The following is a 21,748-nucleotide window of genomic DNA, read 5'->3' as shown; positions in this document are numbered from 1 at the left end:
AGTGTCTCTGATCGCTTCTGACCACTTCCGCATCGTTGTCGGCCTCGGCAAGAGCGGCATGTCCCTGGTTCGCTTTCTGGCGAACCGGGGCACGTCGTTTGCTGTGGCGGACACGCGGGAAAATCCACCGGAACTGGCCACGCTCAAGCGTGACTATCCGCACGTGGAAGTGCGTTGTGGCGAGCTGGACGTCGAATTCCTGTGCCGTGCCGACGAACTCTACGTGAGCCCCGGTCTGGCGCTGGCGACCCCGGCCCTGCAAGCCGCTGCGGCGCGTGGCGTGAAACTCTCCGGTGACATCGAGCTGTTCGCGCGTAACGCGCAGGCGCCGATCGTGGCCATCAGCGGTTCCAACGCGAAAAGCACCGTCACTACCCTGGTTGGCGAGATGGCGGCTGCGGCCGGCAAACGCGTCGCCGTCGGCGGCAACCTCGGCACCCCGGCGCTGGATCTGCTCAGCGACGACGTCGAGCTGTACGTGATGGAGCTGTCGAGCTTCCAGCTGGAAACCACCGATCAGCTCAACGCTGAAGTGGCCACCGTGCTGAACATCAGCGAAGACCACATGGATCGCTACAGCGGTCTGCCGGCGTACCACCTGGCCAAGCACCGGATTTTCCGTGGCGCGAAGCAGTTCGTGGTCAACCGTCAGGATGCGCTGACCCGTCCGTTGATGGGCGAGGGCCAGCCGTGCTGGACCTTCGGCCTGACCAAACCGGATTTCAAGGCATTCGGTATCCGTGAAGAAGATGGCGAGAAGTATCTGGCCTTCGAATTCCAGAACCTGATGCCGGTGCGTGAGCTGAAGATTCGCGGCGCCCACAACCAGTCCAACGCCCTCGCGGCATTGGCACTGGGGCATGCCGTGGGCTTGCCGTTCGACGCCATGCTCGCGGCGTTGCGCACCTTTGCCGGCCTCGAACATCGCTGCCAGTGGGTACGTGATCTCGACGGTGTGGCGTACTACAACGATTCCAAAGCCACCAACGTCGGCGCCGCACTGGCGGCCATCGAAGGCCTCGGCGCGGACATCGACGGCAAGGTTGTTTTGATCGCTGGCGGTGATGGCAAGGGTGCCGAGTTCAACGATCTGCGTGATCCGGTAGCGGCCAACTGCCGCGCCGTGATCCTGATGGGCCGCGACTCCGACAAGATCGGCGCGGCCATCGGTGATGCCGTGCCACTGATTCGCGCAACCTCGCTGGTTGACGCCGTTGCGCAATGCCGCGCCGCCGCCCAGCCGGGTGATGTGGTGCTGCTGTCGCCGGCCTGCGCCAGTTTCGACATGTTCAAGAACTATGAAGATCGTGGTCACCAGTTCGTCCGCGCTGTGGAGGACCTGGCATGAGCCTGTTCAATATCATCAAGCCGTATCCGTCGCCGATCATCACCGGGCGCGGCATCGACCTCGATTTCCCGATGCTCGCCGGTTGCCTGGCGCTGCTAGGTCTTGGCCTGATCATGATTGCCTCGGCGTCCACTGAAGTGGCAGCTGCGCAGTCGGGCAGCCCGCTGTATTACATGATTCGCCACCTTATCTATGTGGTGCTGGGCCTGGGCGCGTGCATCGTCACCATGATGATTCCGATCGCCACCTGGCAGCGCCTCGGCTGGCTGATGCTGATCGGTGCGTTCGGCTTGCTGGTGATGGTGATCATCCCCGGCATCGGGCGTGAAGTGAACGGTTCGATGCGCTGGATCGGTTTCAGCTTCTTCAACGTGCAGCCGTCGGAAATCGCCAAAGTGTTCGTGGTGATCTACCTCGCCGGTTATCTGGTGCGGCGTCAGAAGGAAGTGCGCGAGAGCTGGATGGGCTTCTTCAAGCCATTCATCGTGCTGCTGCCGATGGCCGGCCTGTTGCTGATGGAGCCGGACTTCGGTGCCACCGTGGTGATGATGGGCGCTGCGGCAGCGATGCTATTCCTCGGCGGGGTCGGGTTGTTCCGCTTCTCGCTGATGGTGGTGTTGGCGGTCGGGGCCGTGGTCTTGCTGATTCAGATGCAGCCATATCGTATGGCGCGTCTGACCAACTTCGCCGACCCGTGGGCTGACCAGTTCGGCGCCGGCTATCAGTTGTCGCAAGCCCTGATCGCCTTCGGTCGCGGTGAATGGCTGGGCGTCGGTCTGGGCAACAGCGTGCAGAAGCAGTTCTACCTGCCGGAAGCGCACACCGACTTCGTGTTCTCGGTATTGGCCGAAGAACTCGGCGCAGTGGGTTCGCTGTGCACCGTCGCGCTGTTCGTGTTCGTGTGTATTCGCGGCATGTACATCGGCTTGTGGGCAGAGAAAGCCAAACAGTTCTTCGCCGCGTATGTGGCTTACGGCTTGTCGTTCCTGTGGATTGGTCAGTTCCTGATCAACATCGGGGTGAACGTCGGCCTGCTGCCAACCAAGGGTCTGACGTTGCCGTTCCTCAGTTACGGCGGCAGCTCGTTGGTGATCTGCTGTGCCTGCCTCGGCTTGTTATTGAGGATCGAGTGGGAGAGTCGAACCCACCTGGGCAGTGAAGAGATGGAATTCCATGAGAGCGACTTCGCCGAGGAGCCGAATCATGGGCGCTAACGTATTGATCATGGCCGGCGGAACCGGCGGCCACGTGTTCCCGGCGCTGGCTTGTGCTCGCGAGTTTCAGGCGCGCGGCTACACCGTGCACTGGCTCGGCACGCCACGCGGAATTGAAAACGAACTGGTGCCGGCCGCAGGTCTTGAACTGCACCGCATCAACGCTACGGGCCTGCGCGGCAAGGGCAAGCTGTCGCTGCTCAAGGCGCCGTTCATGCTGCTGAAATCAGTGTGGCAGGCGCGGGCGATCATTCGTCGCTTGAAGCCGGTGTGTGTGGTCGGCTTCGGTGGTTATGTGACTGGTCCCGGTGGCCTTGCCGCGAAACTGGCCGGCGTGCCGGTGATCGTTCACGAGCAGAACGCTGTGGCCGGCACCGCCAATCGGTTGCTGGTGCCGTTCGCCGCCCGGGTGTGTGAAGCGTTCCCCGACACCTTTACTCTGTCGGACACCCGCCGTACCACCGGAAATCCGGTGCGCAGCGAGCTGTTCCTCGACACATCGCGACCTGCTCTGGCAGGGCGCAAAGCGCGTTTGCTGATCCTCGGCGGAAGCCTTGGCGCAGAGCCGTTGAACAAGTTGCTGCCTGAAGCCCTGGCCCAAGTCGCTGCCGATTTGCGCCCGGAAGTGTTTCATCAGGCCGGCAAAAACCACGATGAAGTGACTGCAGAGCGCTACCGCGCCGCCGGCGTTGATGCGCAGGTGCAGCCGTTCATCAAAGACATGGCCCAGGCCTATGGCTGGGCTGACCTGGTGGTGTGCCGCGCCGGCGCGTTGACCATCAGTGAGCTGGCTGCCGCCGGTCTGCCCTCGATGCTGGTGCCTTTGCCCCACGCGATCGACGATCACCAGACCCGCAACGCCGATTATTTGGCCCGTGAAGGCGCTGCCTTCCTGATGCCGCAAAGAACGACTGGTGCCGCGGACCTTGCCGCGCGCCTGACAGAGGTCTTGATGCAACCGCAACGACTCGAAGATATGGCCCAAGCGGCCCGCCGTCTGGCGAAACCCGATGCCACCCGTAGCGTGGTCGATACCTGTCTGGAGGTGGCCCATGGTTGAGAATCAGAAAGCCATGCCGCAACCGGAAATGCGCCGCATCCGTCGTATCCACTTCGTCGGCATCGGCGGTGTGGGCATGTGCGGGATTGCCGAAGTGTTGTTGAACCTGGGCTACGAAGTGTCCGGTTCCGACCTCAAAGCTTCGCCGGTGACCGAGCGTCTGGAATCGTTCGGCGCGCAGATTTTCATCGGCCACCGTGCCGAGAACGCCGCTGCCGCCGACGTGCTGGTGGTGTCGAGCGCTGTAAATACCTCGAACCCGGAAGTGGCGAACGCGCTTGAGCGTCGTATTCCGGTGGTGCCGCGCGCGGAAATGCTCGCCGAACTGATGCGCTATCGCCACGGCATCGCCGTCGCCGGTACGCACGGCAAACCCACCACCACCAGCCTGATCGCTTCGGTGTTCGCCGCCGGTGGCCTGGACCCGACGTTCGTTATCGGTGGCCGTCTGAATGCCGCGGGCACCAATGCCCAACTCGGCACCAGCCGTTACCTGATCGCTGAAGCCGATGAAAGCGATGCGAGTTTCCTGCATCTGCAACCGCTGGTGGCTGTGGTGACCAACATCGACGCCGACCACATGGCTACCTACGACGGTGACTTCAACAAGCTGAAGAAAACCTTCGTCGAATTCCTGCACAACCTGCCGTTCTACGGTTTGGCGGTGATGTGCCTGGACGATCCGGTGGTGCGTGAAATCCTGCCGCTGGTGAAGCGTCCGACCGTGACCTATGGCTTCAGCGAAGACGCTGACGTACGCGCGATCAACATTCGCCAGCAAGGCATGCAGACCTTCTTCACTGTGCTGCGCCCGGATCGTGAACCGCTGGACGTGTCGGTGAACATGCCCGGCAACCACAACGTACTCAACTCGCTGGCGACCATTTGCATCGCCACCGACGAGGGCGTCAGCGATGAAGCCATCGTTCAGGGCCTGTCGGGTTTCCAGGGGGTCGGTCGACGCTTCCAGGTCTACGGCGAACTGCCGGTGGACGGCGGCAACGTGATGCTGGTCGACGACTACGGTCACCACCCGACCGAAGTCGCGGCGGTGATCAAAGCCGTACGCGGTGGCTGGCCGGAGCGCCGCCTGGTGATGGTCTACCAGCCGCACCGTTACAGCCGCACCCGCGATCTGTACGACGACTTCGTCAATGTACTGGCCGATGCCAACGTGTTGCTGCTGATGGAAGTCTATCCGGCCGGCGAAGAGCCGATCCCGGGTGCCGACAGCCGCAAGTTGTGCAACAGCATCCGTCAGCGCGGTCAGCTCGACCCGATCTATATCGAGCGTGGCGTCGATCTGGCGCCACTGGTCAAGCCGCTGCTGCGCGCCGGCGACATCCTGCTGTGTCAGGGCGCCGGTGATATCGGCGGCCTCGCGCCGAAGCTGTTGAAAAGTGAATTGTTCGCTGGCGCCGTGGCGGCGTCGGTCGAGGGGAAGTTGAAATGACTGCTGCCTACGCCAAGCTGTTTTCCACTATCGCGCCGAAGGACTTCGGCCGCGTCGCCGTGCTCTTCGGCGGTCTGAGTGCCGAGCGTGAGGTTTCGCTGAAATCCGGTAACGCCGTGCTCGACGCGCTGCAAAGCGCTGGCGTGGACGCGTTCGGCATCGACGTTGGCGACGACATTCTGCAACGTCTGCTCAGCGAAAAGATCGACCGTGCCTTCATCATTCTTCACGGCCGTGGCGGTGAAGACGGCTCCATGCAGGGCCTGCTCGAAGTGGCGGGCATTCCGTACACCGGCAGTGGCATTCTGGCCTCGGCACTGGCGATGGACAAACTGCGCACCAAGCAGGTCTGGCACAGCCTCGGGATTCCGACGCCACGTCACGCCGTGCTGTGCAGCGAAGCCGATTGTATTTCGGCAGCGACGGAACTGGGCTTCCCTTTGATCGTCAAACCGGCGCATGAAGGTTCAAGTATCGGGATGGCCAAAGTGAGTTCTGCGTCCGAGTTGATCGACGCATGGAAAGCGGCCAGTACCTACGATTCGCAAGTCTTGGTTGAGCAATGGATTCAAGGTCCGGAGTTCACCATCGCCACCCTGCGTGACCAGGTGTTGCCTCCTATCGCCCTGGGTACACCGCACACGTTCTACGACTACGACGCCAAGTACATCGCCAACGATACCCAGTACCGCATTCCGTGCGGGCTGGATGCCGCCAAGGAACAGCAACTCATGGATCTCACGGCCAAGGCCTGTGAGGCGCTGGGTATTGCCGGTTGGGGCAGGGCGGACGTGATGCAGGACGCCGACGGGCAGTTCTGGTTCCTGGAAGTGAACACCGCACCGGGCATGACCGATCACAGTCTGGTGCCAATGGCGGCCCGTGCTGCCGGTCTGGATTTCCAGCAACTGGTTCTGGCCATTCTGGCCGCCAGTGTTGAAGACGCTCGAGGTTAAGACGATGCAAGGCGCTCAGCTCCGACATCAGCCTCCCGCACCCGGCCGCAAGCCGGTGCCGCGGGGTGCCAGCCGCATGGTGGCGAAAGAGCCGATGTCCGCGCGCCTGCCGAAAGCCAATTTCGGCTTCGTGAAAAGTCTGTTCTGGCCGGTGCTGCTGGTCGTGCTGGGTTTTGGTACGTACGAAGGCGCAACGCGTTTGCTCCCGTACGCCGACCGGCCGATCACCAAGATCGCCGTGCAGGGCGACCTGAGCTACATCAGTCAGCAAGCGGTGCAGCAACGAATCGCCCCGTACGTGGCGTCGAGCTTCTTCACCATCGACCTCGCCGGGATGCGCACCGAGCTTGAGCAGATGCCCTGGATCGCCCACGCCGAAGTGCGTCGGGTATGGCCGGACCAGGTGGTGATCCGCCTCGAAGAGCAACTGCCGGTGGCGCGTTGGGGCGACGAGTCGTTGCTCAACAACCAGGGCCAGGCGTTTACGCCCAAGGAACTGGCGAACTACGAACACCTGCCCCAGCTGTTCGGCCCACAACGGGCCCAGCAGCAAGTGATGCAGCAGTACCAGGTGCTGAGCCAGATGCTGCGGCCGTTGGGCTTCTCGATTGCGCGCCTGGAATTGCGTGAACGCGGGAGCTGGTTCCTGACCACCGGTGCCGGCAGTTCCGGCCCCGGCATCGAGCTGCTGCTGGGACGCGGCAACCTGGTGGAAAAGATGCGCCGCTTCATCGCCATCTATGACAAGACGCTTAAAGACCAGATTACGAACATTGCGCGCATCGATCTGCGCTACGCCAACGGCCTCGCTGTTGGCTGGCGGGAACCTGTAGCGCCGACGACAGCCCAACCCGCTGTCGCAAAGAATTAAGAAGAGGCAGGACCCATGGCAAACGTGCAAAGCGGCAAAATGATCGTCGGTCTCGATATCGGCACCTCCAAGGTGGTGGCGCTGGTCGGCGAGGTCTCCGACGACGGCTCGCTGGAAATCGTCGGGATCGGTACCCATCCGTCCCGTGGCCTGAAGAAGGGCGTGGTGGTGAACATCGAGTCCACCGTGCAATCGATCCAGCGTGCGATCGAAGAAGCCCAACTGATGGCGGGCTGCCGCATTCACTCGGCGTTCGTCGGCGTGGCGGGCAATCACATCCGCAGCCTGAACTCCCACGGCATCGTCGCGATCCGTGATCGCGAAGTCAGCTCGGCCGACCTTGAACGCGTGCTCGACGCTGCTCAGGCTGTGGCGATACCGGCTGACCAGCGCGTGCTGCACACCCTGCCGCAGGATTACGTGATCGATAACCAGGAAGGCGTTCGTGAGCCACTGGGCATGTCCGGCGTACGTCTGGAAGCCAAGGTTCACGTGGTCACCTGCGCCGTCAACGCCGCACAGAACATTGAAAAATGCGTGCGTCGCTGCGGTCTGGAAATCGACGACATCATTCTCGAGCAACTGGCCTCGGCCTACTCGGTACTGACCGACGACGAGAAAGAGCTGGGCGTGTGCCTGGTCGACATCGGCGGCGGCACCACCGATATCGCGATCTTCACCGAAGGCGCGATCCGTCACACCGCGGTGATCCCGATTGCCGGTGATCAGGTGACCAACGACATCGCCATGGCGTTGCGCACCCCGACCCAGTACGCCGAAGAGATCAAGATCCGTTACGCCTGCGCCCTGGCCAAACTGGCCGGTGCCGGTGAAACCATCAAGGTGCCGAGCGTGGGCGACCGTCCACCGCGTGAACTGTCGCGCCAGGCCCTGGCCGAAGTGGTCGAGCCGCGTTACGACGAACTGTTCACGCTGATTCAGGCCGAGCTGCGTCGCAGCGGCTACGAAGACCTGATCCCGGCCGGCATCGTCCTCACCGGCGGTACCTCGAAGATGGAAGGCGCCACTGAACTGGCCGAAGAAATCTTCCACATGCCGGTTCGTCTGGGCGTGCCGCACGGCGTCAAAGGTCTGGATGACGTGGTGCGCAATCCGATTTATTCCACTGGCGTTGGCTTGTTGATGTACGGCCTGCAAAAGCAGTCCGACGGGATCTCGTTCTCGGGCATCGGCAGCCGCGACAGCTACAGCAACGAAGAGCCACAGGCACCGTTGCTGGACCGATTGAAGAAGTGGGTTCAAGGCAACTTCTAAAGCTTTACCGCAGCACCGCAACAAACAGCAGTAGGCGAAAAAACTAGAGAATGTAAGGAGAGGGAAAATGTTCGAACTCGTAGACAACATCCCCGCAAGCCCGGTAATCAAAGTTATCGGTGTTGGCGGTGGCGGCGGCAACGCTGTCAATCACATGGTCAAGAGCAACATCGAAGGCGTTGAATTCATCTGCGCCAACACTGATGCTCAAGCGCTGAAAAACATCGGCGCGCGTACCATTCTGCAACTGGGCACCGGCGTGACCAAAGGTCTGGGCGCTGGCGCCAACCCTGAAGTAGGTCGTCAGGCCGCTCTCGAAGACCGTGAGCGCATTGCCGAAGTCCTGCAGGGCACCAACATGGTGTTCATCACCACTGGCATGGGCGGCGGTACCGGTACCGGTGCTGCGCCGATCATCGCCGAAGTGGCCAAGGAAATGGGCATTCTGACCGTTGCGGTCGTGACGCGTCCGTTCCCGTTCGAAGGCCGCAAGCGTATGCAGATTGCCGACGAAGGCATCCGTATGCTCTCGGAAAGCGTCGACTCGTTGATCACCATTCCTAACGAGAAGCTGCTGACCATCCTCGGTAAAGACGCCAGCCTTCTGTCGGCTTTCGCCAAGGCTGACGATGTACTGGCCGGTGCCGTTCGCGGTATCTCCGACATCATCAAGCGTCCGGGCATGATCAACGTCGACTTCGCCGACGTGCGTACCGTGATGAGCGAAATGGGCATGGCGATGATGGGCACTGGCTGCGCCAGCGGTCCGAACCGTGCACGTGAAGCAACCGAAGCGGCAATCCGCAACCCGCTGCTGGAAGACGTGAACCTGCAAGGCGCACGCGGCATCCTGGTGAACATCACCGCCGGTCCTGACCTGTCTCTGGGTGAGTACTCCGACGTGGGTAGCATCATCGAAGCCTTCGCTTCCGAGCACGCGATGGTCAAGGTCGGTACCGTTATCGATCCGGACATGCGCGACGAGCTGCACGTGACTGTGGTTGCCACCGGTCTGGGCGCGAAAATCGAGAAGCCTGTGAAGGTCATCGACAACACCGTTCATACCTCCATGGCTTCCGCCCAGGTGCAACAACCGGCTGCGGCCCGTCAGGAAGCGCCAGCGGTCAACTACCGTGATCTGGACCGTCCGACCGTCATGCGCAACCAGGCTCAGGCCGGTGCTGCGGCTGCCGCGAAGATGAATCCGCAAGATGATCTGGACTACCTGGACATCCCGGCATTCCTGCGTCGTCAGGCCGATTGATGGAATGTATCAGGGCTATGAAGGTGATTGGTGTTCAGCAAAGGCATGGTCTGCTATCATCGCCAGCCTTTGTTGATACCAGTTCGCAATTTGCGCTGAAGCGGCCCAAGCCATGATTAAACAACGCACACTGAAAAATATTATCCGTGCCACAGGTGTAGGCCTGCACTCCGGTGAGAAGGTCTATCTGACCCTCAAGCCTGCGCCTGTCGACACTGGCATTGTGTTTTGTCGCGCTGACCTCGACCCTGTGGTGCAGATTCCTGCCCGCGCGGAAAACGTCGGTGAAACCACTATGTCGACGACGCTGATCAATGGCGACGTGAAAGTGGACACGGTAGAGCACTTGCTCTCGGCCATGGCTGGCCTGGGCATCGATAACGCCTACGTCGAGCTCTCCGCGTCCGAAGTCCCGATCATGGATGGCAGCGCTGGACCCTTCGTATTCCTGATTCAATCGGCAGGCCTGGAAGAACAGGACGCCGCCAAGAAATTCATCCGCATCCTGCGTGAAGTGACAGTGGAAGACGGCGACAAGCGCGCCACTTTCGTCCCTTTCGAAGGGTTCAAGGTGAGCTTCGAGATCGATTTCGATCACCCGGTATTCCGGGACCGCACCCAAAGTGCAAGCGTGGATTTTTCCAGCACTTCGTTCGTAAAAGAAGTCAGCCGCGCCCGTACCTTTGGTTTCATGAGTGATATCGAGTACCTGCGCAAGCACAACCTCGCACTCGGCGGCAGCGTTGAAAACGCAATCGTGGTCGATGCCGATGGCGTGTTGAACGAAGACGGCCTTCGCTATGAAGACGAATTCGTCAAGCACAAGATCCTCGATGCCATTGGCGACCTGTACCTTTTGGGTAACAGCCTGATTGGTGAGTTCAAAGGCTTCAAGTCCGGTCATGCACTGAACAACCAGCTGCTGCGCAAGTTGATTGAGCAGACAGACGCTTGGGAAGTGGTGACGTTCGAAGACGCCAGCACCGCACCAATCTCTTACATGCGCCCGGTTGCGGCGGTGGAAGTAAAAAACCTCTCTAGTTTTTTGAAGGCCATCCTTGGGTGGCCTTTTTTTATGCCCTTGGTTTTTGTGTTGCCTGGGCCGGCCTCATCGCGAGCAGGCTCACTCCTACATTTGGAATGCATTCCCCTGTAGGAGTGAGCCTGCTCGCGATAGGGCTGGTGAAGCCAATACATCTATCAGGCAGCCACCACCACCCGGTTACGCCCACCTTCCTTGGCCTGATACAACGCCTTGTCCGCCGCAAACAGCAACTGCTCAAGCGTCATCTCACTCGCCGTCGTCCATGTCGCGATGCCAATACTCACCGTCATCGGCCGCTCGGCCCCATCGACCAGCGGCAACTGCTCCACCGCCTGACGAATATGCTCGGCAATCTGCTGCGCGCCATGACCGTCGGTCTCGGCCAGAATCACTGAAAACTCCTCGCCGCCATAACGCGCGACCAGATCAGCCGGTCGCCGGACATTTTCAGTGATGACACGGGCCAGCGTCTTCAGCGCCTGATCTCCGCCCTGATGCCCATGTCGATCATTGAACGCCTTGAAGTGGTCGGCATCGATCATCATCACCGACATCGGTTTGCCTGAGCGCTGGGCGCGGAACCATTCGTGACGCAACGCCTGATCGAGCATCCGCCGATTGGCCACACCGGTCAGCGCGTCGGTGGCAGCCAGTTGCGCCAGCTCCCGCTCGGCCCGCTGGCGCAAGCGCAATTCACGGGCCAGCAGCCAGGTCAGCCACAGCAAACCCACGCACAACACGCCCGTGGCACCACTGATCAACAACGCGGTGCGGCGCCAAGTGCCGAATACCTCATCGCTGGACAGCGCGACCATCACGGTCAGCGGCAAATTGCCGACTCGCGAATAGGTATAGAGACGCTGTTGATGATCCATGCTCGAAGTACTGGTGAAACTGCCATTGCCATCCTTGTCGCGCAGAATCCGTATCACGTTGGGTCTGTTACCGAAGCTTTTGCCGATGGAATCGCTTTGCAGATAGGGCTTCTGCGCCAGCAGAACACCGTCGTTATTGATGATGTTCAGCGTGCTGTCTTTACCGATGTCGAGGCTGTTGAACAACTGATCGAAGTAGTCGAGTTTCATCGACGCCACGGCCACACCGGCGAACTCGCCGGTTTGCGAGGAAATACGCCGACTGAAGCTGATGCGCCACTGGTTGGCCTCGTCGCAGTCGCAACGGGTCTTGAACGGGCGGCTGATAAACATGCCGACATCGCGATTGAAGGCGTGGGCGAGGAAGTAGTCGCGGTCGGCGAAATTGCCCGGTTTCGGTTCGACCCGCGAAGAGTCGGCGAGCACGTCGCCGTGTTTGTCGAGGAGCAGGATGTCGCCCTTGAAGCGTGCCGTGGTCGAGCGGTCGAACAGCGCCAGATGGCGGATCTGCGGCGAGACATTTTGCAGGTCATCACGCTGGGCGGCGGCGATCAGACCTTGCAGCGTCAAGTCGTACAACTCGACCGTGCGCAGCACATCGGCGTCGATCAGTTGCGCAATGGTGGTGGCGCTGCGGGTCGCCGATTCCTGAGCGTTGGCGTGCTCGCGGATCAGCAAGAAAGTGACAATGCCGACAATCGCGATCACGGTCAGCAAACTGCCGCAGATCAGCAGCAACTCGGGGCGTCCGGTCTTGCCCGCAACGGGTGGGGTACGGCTCGCGATCATGATTGGGCTGTCGGTTGGGGAGAAGTCTTATAAGCGTAGTTGCACAAACACTGCTGCCAAAACCAGAAACCATTCCCAATGTGGGAGCGAGCCTGCTCGCGAAAGCGCTGTGTCATTCAACCTGGATGTCGAATGGTAGACCGCTTTCGCGAGCAGGCTCGCTCCCACAGGGCGGGCATCACTGAATTCAAGACGGTGTTATGGCGCTGATCTTAGAAGACGTTGATCGGGTAGTCGATGATCATGCGGTATTCATCTGTGTCCGAATCAATTGCACCGTAACCGTTGCCGCCACGGTTGCTCGCCCATTGCAGGTGCACCGCCAGATCCTTGGCCTGACCGCTCTGCACGACGTATTTCAGATCGAGGTCGCGTTCCCAGTGTTTGGCGTTGCGGCCATCGGCGCTGTACCAGTTGGAATAGCCTTTGCTGTCGGCGTCGACCTTGGTCAGATCCACCGTGCCGCGCGAGTAGGAGACAGACGAAGTCAGCCCCGGCACACCCACGCCGGCGAAATCATAGGCGTACTTGAGCTTCCACGAGCGTTCGTTCGGGCCGTTGAAGTCGGAGTACTGCTGGGAGTTGTCGAGGTAAACGCTGTCACCCTGGCTGATGTAGTCGAACGGCGTGTTGCCATTGACCCGCTGATACGCGGCGGTAACGCTGTGGCTACCGATACCCACGGTGAAATGCAGGCTGTAGGTGTTGTTGTCGATGTTGCCCAACAGCGCATCACCGGTGTCTTGCGTGTGATAGAAGTGCAGGCCCGGGTTGAGGCTGACCAGATCGTTCAACTGCCAGGTGTAATCCAGGTCGTAGTAGTACTGGTTCCAGATGTCCTTGAGCTCAGAGGCATAAAGACTGCTGGTCAGGCCTTCGACACCGCTCCAGGCCACACCGGCCCAGTTCAGGTGCTGGCTCTCGTCGCCATCTGCCAATGTTCCGTAGGACGTGCCGATGCGTGTGTGACCGCTTTGGTTGTAAGGCTTGGTAAAACTCGCTTGACCACCTTCAATCAACCAGCCATCGAAGCTGTGGTTGCTCAGGCTCACACCACGAAAAGTCTGCGGCAGCATGCGCGTTTCACCGCCGGCGATCACCGGGTTGGCGAGAAACAGGTCACCGGCCTTCAATTCGGTATCGAATGCGCGCATTTTCAGTGTGCCGCCCGCCGTGGAGAACGTGCCCGGCGCTTTGCCGTTACCGTCGCTGACCGGCAAGATGCTTGAGCCGTCCGTGCCGCCACCACCGTCGAGTTTCAACCCGAGCATGGCGTGGGCATCAATGCCGAAACCGACCGTGCCTTCGGTGTAACCCGATTTGAATACGCCGAGAAAGCCCTGGCCCCACTCGATGTTGTCGTCCGCTTTCTGCAAGCGGTTGCGATTCATGTAGTAGTTGCGGGCGTTTAGGTTGAGGCTCGAACCTTCGACGAAGCCTTCTTTGGCAGGCTCATCAGCCTGAGCGACGGGCACAATCGTTGCGGCAATTGCAATGAACAGCGGGGTGAAACTGACTGGGTAACGCACGTGCAATGGAGCTCCTTGGGTCAACTGGCGCCTCTATATTTTGAGGCGCTCGATGTTTCTTGTTGTTACAGACGAACCAAACGGCTTTCAGACCACAACGAAAAAAGGCCGCTGAAAGGCAGCGGCCTGGAATGACGACGGTTGAACGGGAAGAGCCAAACAACCGCGTCGAGGGAAACGTTGGCGCGATGCGCGACTCAGCTGTCTTTCTCGGACGATTGAATCTGGGAAGTGGCAGCCTGCGGGGCTTGCGAGGTATTTTGCGCCTTGGCCATCACTTCAGCCTGATACTGATCGTAAGCCTGAGCGCGAGCGACGTTGTGCGCTACGAACGACTGCGATTCTTCAGCCATCGCCATCGGCGACAGGATCAATGAGGACAAAACGAACGCGCTGGCAATACCCATACTGTTGGACATCTTGAAAACCTTCTCGCTTGGCGAGTGCTGTTTGGTGCGGGCAAAGATAAGGTTGCCGGGCGTTGGGAAACAGCGTGATTTTCATAAATGACTGTTACAGCAAGAGCAAAAATCACCCCCTCACCCCAGCCCTCTCCCCCAAGGGGGCGAGGGGGAAGGGAGCAGATCTCCATGCTCTTCAAAGCCTGAGTTCGACTGGATATTTCAATGCCAGTCAAAAGCCCCTCACCCCAGCCCTCTCCCGGAGGGAGAGGGAGCTGACCGAGGTGTCTGGCGTTGTACATCGACCTGAAAGATCCAGTCGATTATGGATTCGGTGAATCAAGATCAGGTCGGTGCACATCTGCAGCATCCCCCAATCAGTCCCCTCTCCCTCTGGGAGAGGGTTAGGGTGAGGGGCTTTTCAGACCGGCAAATAAATCCCGAAAGTATTCATCCCCCGATCACTGCGCACAAACACATCCCCACCATGCATCAACGCAATCGCCTTGACGATCGCCAGCCCCAAGCCATGGTTATTCCCGCTATTACTGCGCGACGCATCCACCCGATAAAAGCGCTCGAACAACCGTGGCAAATGCTCGCTGGCAATCGGCGTTCCGGGGTTGGCAACACCGATACTCACCTGATGCTCTTCAACCTCAATAAGCACCTCGATCACCTGTCCCGGCCCGGTGTGCTGCACTGCATTGCTCAGCAAATTGATCAGCGCCCGGCGCAAATGCGCGACCTCGATCTGCACCAGCGCATCACCGCTGACGTGCACTTCAACCTGTGCGTCTTCAAGGATGAAATCCAGATATTCCAGCGTCGTTGCCACTTCATCCGCCAGCGAAGTGGACGTGAGTTTGGTCGCCTTGTTGCCCTGATCGGCACTGGCCAGAAACAACATGTCATTGATGATCGAACGCAGCCGCTCCAGCTCTTCAAGATTGGATTGCAGCACTTCGAAATAGTGTTCGGCAGAGCGCCCACGGGTCAGCGCCACTTGGGTCTGGCCGATCAGATTGGTCAGCGGCGAGCGCAGCTCGTGGGCGACATCGGCGTTGAACGATTCCAGCCGCGAGTAGGCCTGCTCGACCCGTTCCAGCGTCGAGTTGAACGAGTCGACAAATTGCTCAAGCTCCGGTGGCAGCGGCGACAAACGCAAGCGCCCGGCGCGAAGGGGTGGCGCCAGTCGTTGAGCTTCATGGGACAGCTTGATCAACGGCTTGAGGCCGATCCGCGCCACCCAATAACCCAGCGCCGAGGCCATCAACACACCGACAATCGCCAGGGCGATCAATGCGATCAACAGGTTGTGCTGCGTCTCATGAAACGTCTCGGTATCGATACCGATCATGAAGCGCAGCGGTGGGCGCTGATCCTTGGCCGGAAATTCACTCACCAGCACTTTCAGTGGATAAGGCTGCCCCGGCAATTGCAGATCGCGCATGCCCAGCGGCCCATTGGTGATCTCGCGGATCTGCGGCGTAAGGTTGCCGTATTCGTATTGCGGATCGCCGCTGCTGATCCAGAAACTGATGCGCTTGTCTTCTTCACCGAGCAGCTTGAGTTTGTTGTTGATCTTCACCCAGTGTTCGGGCGTACCGAAGCGGCCAACGGTGGATTCGAGCACGCTGTAACGCGCATCCAGCTCGGCTTCCGGGAGCAATCCCAAGCCTTTGTCGACCTGTTGATACAACGCGCCGCCGATCAACAGAAACACCAGCAGCGCCACCAGCGTGAACATCCCGCTCAAGCGCAGGGCAATCGAGTTACTGGACACCACGGCTCTCCAGCACATAACCCATGCCGCGAATGGTGTGCAGCAGTTTCTCGTCGAACGGCCCGTCGAGCTTGGCGCGCAGGCGTTTGATCGCCACTTCGACGACATTCGCATCGCTGTCGAAATTGATGTCCCAGACCATTTCGGCGATGGCGGTTTTCGAAAGGATTTCACCTTGCCGACGGGCGAGAACGCTGAGCAGGGAAAACTCCTTGGCCGTCAGATCCAGTCGGGTTCCGGCGCGGGTGGCCTTGCGGCTGATCAAATCTATCCACAGGTCGGCGATGCTCACCTGCACCGGTTCATGGCCGCCACTGCGTCGGGTCAGCGCTTGCAGGCGCGCGACCAGTTCAAGAAAGGAAAACGGTTTGCCGAGGTAATCGTCGGCACCGTCGCGCAGGCCTTTGATGCGGTCTTCGACACGCTCGCGGGCGGTGAGCATGATCACCGGGGTTTGCTTACGCGCACGCAATGCGCGCAGTACGCCGAAGCCATCGAGGCCCGGCAGCATGACGTCGAGGACGATCACCGCGTAGTCGCTTTCCAGCGCCAGATGCAGACCCTCGACGCCGTCGCGGGCCAGATCCACGGTGTAACCCTGTTCCGTCAGACCGCGGTGCAGATAGTCCGCGGTTTTTTCCTCGTCTTCGATAATCAGAACGCGCATGACCCGCCTCAGTCTGTGGTTGCTAGCGCTGGTAATGGCGCGGGCTTAGGCCGATGGAACAGCCGCTCAAGCCATAAGTATATGACCGGCGTGGTAAACAACGTCAGCATCTGGCTGACCAGCAAACCGCCGACCACCGCGATCCCCAGCGGCTGGCGCAATTCGGCGCCGGTGCCGTAACCGAGCATTAGCGGCAGCGCGCCGAGCAGGGCGGCGAGGGTGGTCATGATGATTGGCCGGAACCGCGTGATGCACGCCTCGAAAATCGCCTCCTGCGGCGACAGGCCTCGATGGCGCTGCGCTTCGAGGGCGAAGTCGATCATCAGGATGCCGTTCTTCTTGACGATACCGATCAGCAACACCAGACCGATCAACGCCATGATCGAAAAGTCCTGACCGCAGATCCACAGCATGATCACTGCGCCCAAGCCTGCCGCCGGCAGCGTCGAGATGATCGTCAGCGGGTGCACGAAGCTTTCATAAAGCACACCGAGAATGATGTACACCGCCACCAGCGCCGCGAGAATCAGCCACGGCTGACTGGCCAGCGAACTCTGGAACGCCTGCGCCGCGCCCTGAAAATTGCCGCTGATGGCGGTGGGCATGCCGATCTCGGCCTTGGCCTGATTGAGCAGAATCACCGCATCACCCAATGCCACGCCGGGCGCGAGGTTGAATGACAGGTTGGCCGCCGGGAACATCCCATCGTGGGCAATCGACAACGGGCCAATGGTCGGCGCGTCGAATTTGGCCAGCGCCGACAGCGGCACCATCTCGCCACTCAGCGGTGAGCGCAGGTAGAAATAGTTGAGGCTTTCAGCCTTGCCGCGTTGTTTTGTATCCAGTTCCAGAATCACGTTGTACTGGTTGACCTGGGTCTGGAATTCATTGATCTGGCGTTGGCCAAAGGCGTCGTACAGCGCCTCGTCGACATCGCTGGCGGTCAGGCCAAAACGCGCAGCGGCGCTGCGGTCGATGCTGATGTGGGTGATGCTGCCGCCCAGTTGCAGATCGTTGGAAATGTCGCGGAACGCCGGGTTGCTGCGCAGTTTTTCCGTGAGGCGTTGCGTCCATGTTGCGAGGGTCGCGCCGTCGTTGCTCTTGAGTACGTATTGATACTGCGCGCGGCTCGGGCCGGAGCTGAGGTTGATGTCCTGGCCGGCGCGCAGGTAGAGGACGATGCCGGGGACTTTCATCAGTTGCGGACGGATGCGGTCGATGAACTGGCTGGCGCTGACGTCGCGGTCGCCACGTTTTTTCAGGGCAATCCAGAAGCGGCCGTTGGCGATGGTCTGGTTGCTGCCGGAGACACCGACTGAATGGGAAAACGCCTGAACCGCCGGATCAGCGGCGACGATTTCGGCCATGGCCAAGTGTTTTTTCACCATGTCGCCGTAGGAAATATCCGCCGCGGCTTCGGTGGTGCCGAGGACGAAACCGGTGTCCTGCACCGGGAAGAAACCTTTGGGGATAAAGATGTAACCGCCGATGGCCAGCGCCAGCGATAAACCGAACACGCCGATCATCAATTTCTGATGGGCGAGGACGCGGCGCAGACCTTTCTCGTACCAGCCGAGCAGACGTTCGCTGAAGCCCGGTTTGGTGTGGGCGTGGTGCACCGGTTTACGCATGAACAGCGCCGCCAGCGTCGGCGCCAGGGTCAGCGACACCACCACGGAAATCATGATGGTCGAGGTCGCGGTCAGGGCGAATTCCTTGAACAGTCGACCGACTACGCCGCCCATGAACAGCAGCGGAATAAACGCCGCCACCAGCGAGAAACTGATCGAGACCACGGTGAAGCCGATCTCGCCGGCGCCCTTGATCGCCGCTTCGCGCATATCGTCGCCGGCCTCCAGATGCCGGTGGATGTTTTCCACCACCACAATCGCGTCGTCAACGACGAAGCCAACCGCGACGACGATCGCCACCAGTGTCAGGTTGTTCAGGCTGAAACCGAGGATGTACATCAGGGCGAAACTGGCGATCAGTGACACCCCGAGTACGGCTGAAACAATCAGGGTTGCCGACAATTGGCGCAAGAACAGCGCCATCACCGCGACCACCAGCAGGATCGCGATCAACAGGGTGATTTCGACTTCATGCAGCGAGGCACGAATGGTCTGCGTGCGGTCGATCAGGGTTTTCACCTGCACCGAGGCCGGCAGCATCGCTTCGAGGCCGGGCAGGGCGGCTTGAATGCGGTCGACGGTTTCAACGATGTTGGCGCCGGGCTGGCGCGAGATCACCAGGTTCACCCCGGGTTGATCACCGGCCCACGCTTGCACGTAGGCATCTTCCGAACCGTTGACGACTTTGGCGACATCGCGCAGGTGAACCGGCGCGCCATCCTTGTAGGAAACGATGAGTTGGCTGTAGTCCTCGGGGTGGAAGAGCTGGTCGTTGGTCGACAGCGTGGAAATGCTCGATTCGCCGTACAGCGCACCTTTGGCGAGGTTGAGGCTGGTCTGCTGAATCGCCAGACGAATGTCGGCGAGGGTCAGGCCTATCGCCGCCAGTTTGTCCGCCGAGGCTTGTACGCGAATCGCCGGACGTTGCTGACCGGTGATGTTGATTTGTCCTACACCGTCGATCTGACTGATCTGACGCGAGAGCAGGGTTTCCACCAGGTCGCTGAGTTCGGTGCCGGGCATTTGCGTCGAACTGACGCTGAGGATCAGCACCGGGCTGTCGGCCGGGTTGACCTTCTTCCACGTGGGCAACGTCGGCATGTCCTTGGGCAGTTTGCCGGCGGCGGTGTTGATCGCCGCCTGGACTTCCTGCGCGGCGGTGTCGATGCTTTTATCGAGGGTGAACTGCAGGGTCAAAAGGCTTGAGCCCAGCGCACTGCTGGAGGTCATCTGTGTCATGCCGGGGATGGCGCTGAATTGCACCTCCAGCGGCGTGGCCACGGACGAGGCCATGGTGTCGGGGCTGGCGCCGGGCAACTGCGCGGAAACCTGAATCGTCGGAAATTCCGCTTCCGGCAGTGGGGCTATGGGCAAACGCGGGAAGGCAATCAGGCCGACCAGCACCAGCGCGATGGTCAGCAGAATCGTCGCGACCGGGTGATCGATGCACCACGTAGAGACGCCTTTGTGCGCCTTCATGGTTTCGGCTCCGCTTGCACCACCTGCGCCGGCTCGGTCATGACTTGCACGGTCGAACCTGGTTTGAGCCGCGACTGGCCGTCGGTCACCAGCACGTCACCGGCCTTCACGCCTTTGATGATGTCCTGACCGCTGCCTTGGTAAACCATCTGTACCTGCACGGCTTCGACTTTGTCGCCGTTTACCCGGTAAACGAAATGTTGGTCGAGGCCGCGTTGTACGACGGTGGGCGGTACGACCAACGCATCTTTGTCGAGGGCTGTCTGAATTTTTACCGTGACCAGCAGGCCGGGCCAGAGCTTTTGACTGGCGTTGGCGAATTCGGCCTTGGCGCGGATGGTGCCGGTGTTGGCGTTGATCTGGTTGTCGATCAGGGTCAGGTGACCTTCGCCGAGCAGGTTGCCGGTTTCGCCGTCGGTATCAGCGCCGATGTAGGCCTTGACCGGTGCGCGTTGCGGGTCGCTGATCAGGCCTTGCAGGGTCGGCAGCATTTGCTGGGGCAGCGAGAACTCGACGGCAATCGGGTCGATCTGGGTGACGGTGAACAGTCCGGTGGTATCGGTCATGCGCAAGAAGTTGCCTTCATCGACGGTACGAATACCGACGCGGCCGGTAACCGGGGAGCGGATCTGCGTGTAGGAAAGTTGTACTTGTGCGGAATCGATGGAGGCCTGGTTGCCTTGGGCGGTGGCTTTGAGTTGGTTGACCAGGGCTTGTTGCTGGTCGTAGGTCTGCTTCGAGATGCCGTCGTCGACGGTGAGCAGTTTGTAGCGTTTGAGGTTGACCAGGGCGACTTGCAGTTGCGCCTGGCTTTCGCCCAGTTGGGCGCGGGCCTGGTCGAGGCTGGCGCGGATGGAGCGGTCGTCGATGGTGGCCAGCAGGTCGCCGGTTTTGACGAGTTGGCCTTCTTTGACGAGGATTTTGGTGAGGATGCCGTCTATTTGTGGGCGCACCACGACGCTGTGTAGTGAGAGTACGGAGCCGATGCCGCTGGTGTAGCGGGGGACGTCTTTTTCGCTGACCGCGATGACTCGCACCGGGATGGCGGTGGGGGTGGCGAGTTTGGTCGGGGCGGGTTTCAGGGCGTACCACAGACCTGCGCCTGCGAGGACGATCAATAGGGTGGCGAGCAGGGCTTTGTTCTTTTGGATTCGCATGCGGGGTGGGCGCCGGACGGAGTTTGGGCAGGGTTGTTGTCTTTATAAACCTGTCTGCGGGTCAGTAGGGTGACGGCTAGCTGTCAGCGCTGTCAGTTTCGTTGGGTGCATATCCGTTGCTGCGGTAACGGCGGCTTAGGGTTCCGCCCTTACGGCGGGGCACTTTTTCCAGACGCCGAAAAAGTAACCAAAAAGGCTTGCTCCTGCGTGCGGCCCGCTCGCTGGGGCTCGGGGTTCCTTCGCTCCGGGATCGATCCGGGGGGCATCGCCTACGGTTTGCTTCGCTGCACCTCCTCTCGATGTGTTTGGCTGCGCCAAACGGTCGCTGCGCTCCCACCCCCGGATCAACCCCTCCACTCAGCCTTCCGACGTCGCCTTACAGATCAAGAGCTGCAGCCGAGCTAACGCTCATCCTGTTGAGTGGTGAGGAGCACAGCGTGCTGGGCTTTGATTCTGTGGTGGGGCTGCCCCTCACCCCAGCCCTCTCCCGAGGGAGAGGGAGCCGATTTGTGAGCTTTTCAGAATCTGAGTTCAACGCGGTATCGCACGTCGGCGTAGCTCTCCCAAACACCACGATCAGTCCCCTCTCCCTCCGGGAGAGGGCTAGGGTGAGGGGCTTTTGATCTGTTTCAAAACCTGAGTTCAACGCGGTATCGCACGTCGGCGTAGCTCTCCCAAACACCACGATCAGTCCCCTCTCCCTCTGGGAGAGGGCTAGGGTGAGGGGCTTTTGATCTGTTTCAAAACCTGAGTTCAACGCGGTATCGCACGTCGGCGTAGCTCTCCCAAACACCACGATCAGTCCCCTCTCCCTCTGGGAGTGTATGTACCGGAGACATGGTGGACACATGTTCGGAGACATGGTGGACGGTTTTAGATCTTCTTACCTGCCGTGACGATCTGCAAGTTCAAGTCGATTCGGGCGATACGATGTCTACTCCAGTAGAC

15 protein-coding genes and 1 pseudogene are annotated in these 21,748 nt (G+C 60.3%); 9 read left to right on the top strand and 7 right to left on the bottom strand.

Translation table 11 applies throughout. The features are described from left to right. Position 1: 1 nt before the first annotated feature. The 9 genes and pseudogenes from murD to lpxC form a co-directional block, all read left to right on the top strand. Positions 2-1,348 carry a UDP-N-acetylmuramoyl-L-alanine--D-glutamate ligase gene (gene murD, locus AK821_RS26315; RefSeq protein WP_064392865.1) on the top strand — a complete coding sequence of 449 codons (1,347 nt, stop codon included), beginning with the start codon at positions 2-4 and terminating at the stop codon, positions 1,346-1,348. Beyond that, complete coding sequence (gene ftsW / locus AK821_RS26310) at positions 1,345-2,562, top strand: putative lipid II flippase FtsW (RefSeq protein ID WP_016987575.1); 1,218 nt, start codon at positions 1,345-1,347, stop codon at positions 2,560-2,562. The genes murD and ftsW overlap by 4 nt, the downstream gene beginning before the upstream one ends. After that, entirely contained in the window at positions 2,552-3,622 is a 1,071-nt protein-coding gene (gene murG / locus AK821_RS26305; RefSeq protein ID WP_064392864.1) for an undecaprenyldiphospho-muramoylpentapeptide beta-N-acetylglucosaminyltransferase, read from the top strand. Before ftsW ends, murG begins: the two co-directional genes overlap by 11 nt. Then, positions 3,615-5,075, top strand: a complete 1,461-nt coding sequence (gene murC / locus AK821_RS26300) for a UDP-N-acetylmuramate--L-alanine ligase (protein ID WP_064392863.1) — start codon at positions 3,615-3,617, stop codon at positions 5,073-5,075. Before murG ends, murC begins: the two co-directional genes overlap by 8 nt. Then, complete coding sequence (locus AK821_RS26295; protein WP_064392862.1) at positions 5,072-6,031, top strand: D-alanine--D-alanine ligase; 960 nt, start codon at positions 5,072-5,074, stop codon at positions 6,029-6,031. Before murC ends, AK821_RS26295 begins: the two co-directional genes overlap by 4 nt. 4 nt (positions 6,032-6,035) lie before the next feature. Then, positions 6,036-6,902 (top strand): cell division protein FtsQ/DivIB, encoded by an 867-nt coding sequence (locus AK821_RS26290; protein ID WP_064392861.1) that lies wholly within the window; start codon positions 6,036-6,038, stop codon positions 6,900-6,902. A gap of 15 nt (positions 6,903-6,917) precedes the next feature. Then, on the top strand, positions 6,918-8,177 hold the full coding sequence (ftsA, locus tag AK821_RS26285) for a cell division protein FtsA (protein ID WP_008082764.1): 1,260 nt from the start codon (positions 6,918-6,920) through the stop codon (positions 8,175-8,177). Between the two features lie 67 nt (positions 8,178-8,244). After that, positions 8,245-9,441: a cell division protein FtsZ gene (gene ftsZ / locus AK821_RS26280; protein ID WP_007916986.1), complete on the top strand. Its 1,197-nt coding sequence runs from the start codon at positions 8,245-8,247 to the stop codon at positions 9,439-9,441. A gap of 112 nt (positions 9,442-9,553) precedes the next feature. Then, positions 9,554-10,462, top strand: a pseudogene (gene lpxC, locus AK821_RS26275) (UDP-3-O-acyl-N-acetylglucosamine deacetylase); the annotation flags it as partial. A gap of 179 nt (positions 10,463-10,641) precedes the next feature. Here the strand turns inward: lpxC and AK821_RS26270 are convergent. The 7 genes from AK821_RS26270 to AK821_RS26240 form a co-directional block, all read right to left on the bottom strand. After that, complete coding sequence (locus AK821_RS26270) at positions 10,642-12,150, bottom strand: sensor domain-containing diguanylate cyclase (RefSeq protein WP_064392860.1); 1,509 nt, start codon at positions 12,148-12,150, stop codon at positions 10,642-10,644. A gap of 212 nt (positions 12,151-12,362) precedes the next feature. After that, positions 12,363-13,679 carry an OprD family porin gene (locus tag AK821_RS26265; protein ID WP_064392897.1) on the bottom strand — a complete coding sequence of 439 codons (1,317 nt, stop codon included), beginning with the start codon at positions 13,677-13,679 and terminating at the stop codon, positions 12,363-12,365. Between the two features lie 197 nt (positions 13,680-13,876). Further along, on the bottom strand, positions 13,877-14,098 hold the full coding sequence (locus tag AK821_RS26260) for a hypothetical protein (RefSeq protein WP_064392859.1): 222 nt from the start codon (positions 14,096-14,098) through the stop codon (positions 13,877-13,879). A 403-nt stretch (positions 14,099-14,501) separates the two neighbouring features. Continuing rightward, complete coding sequence (locus AK821_RS26255; protein ID WP_064392858.1) at positions 14,502-15,866, bottom strand: heavy metal sensor histidine kinase; 1,365 nt, start codon at positions 15,864-15,866, stop codon at positions 14,502-14,504. Then, positions 15,856-16,533: a heavy metal response regulator transcription factor gene (locus tag AK821_RS26250; RefSeq protein WP_007916978.1), complete on the bottom strand. Its 678-nt coding sequence runs from the start codon at positions 16,531-16,533 to the stop codon at positions 15,856-15,858. The genes AK821_RS26255 and AK821_RS26250 overlap by 11 nt, the downstream gene beginning before the upstream one ends. Before the next feature lie 8 nt (positions 16,534-16,541). Continuing rightward, complete coding sequence (locus tag AK821_RS26245) at positions 16,542-19,643, bottom strand: multidrug efflux RND transporter permease subunit (RefSeq protein ID WP_064392857.1); 3,102 nt, start codon at positions 19,641-19,643, stop codon at positions 16,542-16,544. After that, a complete protein-coding gene (locus AK821_RS26240) occupies positions 19,640-20,800 on the bottom strand; it encodes an efflux RND transporter periplasmic adaptor subunit (protein WP_064392856.1) in 1,161 nt (386 codons plus the stop codon). Before AK821_RS26240 ends, AK821_RS26245 begins: the two co-directional genes overlap by 4 nt. Between the last annotated feature and the right edge of the window lie 948 nt (positions 20,801-21,748).

It is taken from the genome of Pseudomonas sp. RIT-PI-r (assembly GCF_001297015.1).
GTDB lineage: Bacteria > Pseudomonadota > Gammaproteobacteria > Pseudomonadales > Pseudomonadaceae > Aquipseudomonas.
The sequence above is the reverse complement of the archived record's forward strand: the minus strand, read 5'-3'. Positions and strand labels throughout refer to the sequence as shown.

Bases quoted from the DNA above. Each gene is read 5' to 3' on its own strand.
- AK821_RS26250 (WP_007916978.1), bottom strand. From the start codon at position 16,533: ATGCGCGTTCTGATTATCGAAGACGAGGAAAAAACCGCGGACTATCTG.
- AK821_RS26260 (WP_064392859.1), bottom strand. From the start codon at position 14,098: ATGTCCAACAGTATGGGTATTGCCAGCGCGTTCGTTTTGTCCTCATTG.
- AK821_RS26245 (WP_064392857.1), bottom strand. From the start codon at position 19,643: ATGAAGGCGCACAAAGGCGTCTCTACGTGGTGCATCGATCACCCGGTC.
- AK821_RS26290 (WP_064392861.1), top strand. From the start codon at position 6,036: ATGCAAGGCGCTCAGCTCCGACATCAGCCTCCCGCACCCGGCCGCAAG.
- AK821_RS26240 (WP_064392856.1), bottom strand. From the start codon at position 20,800: ATGCGAATCCAAAAGAACAAAGCCCTGCTCGCCACCCTATTGATCGTC.
- ftsA (WP_008082764.1), top strand. From the start codon at position 6,918: ATGGCAAACGTGCAAAGCGGCAAAATGATCGTCGGTCTCGATATCGGC.
- murC (WP_064392863.1), top strand. From the start codon at position 3,615: ATGGTTGAGAATCAGAAAGCCATGCCGCAACCGGAAATGCGCCGCATC.
- AK821_RS26295 (WP_064392862.1), top strand. From the start codon at position 5,072: ATGACTGCTGCCTACGCCAAGCTGTTTTCCACTATCGCGCCGAAGGAC.
- ftsW (WP_016987575.1), top strand. From the start codon at position 1,345: ATGAGCCTGTTCAATATCATCAAGCCGTATCCGTCGCCGATCATCACC.
- AK821_RS26270 (WP_064392860.1), bottom strand. From the start codon at position 12,150: ATGATCGCGAGCCGTACCCCACCCGTTGCGGGCAAGACCGGACGCCCC.
- murG (WP_064392864.1), top strand. From the start codon at position 2,552: ATGGGCGCTAACGTATTGATCATGGCCGGCGGAACCGGCGGCCACGTG.
- ftsZ (WP_007916986.1), top strand. From the start codon at position 8,245: ATGTTCGAACTCGTAGACAACATCCCCGCAAGCCCGGTAATCAAAGTT.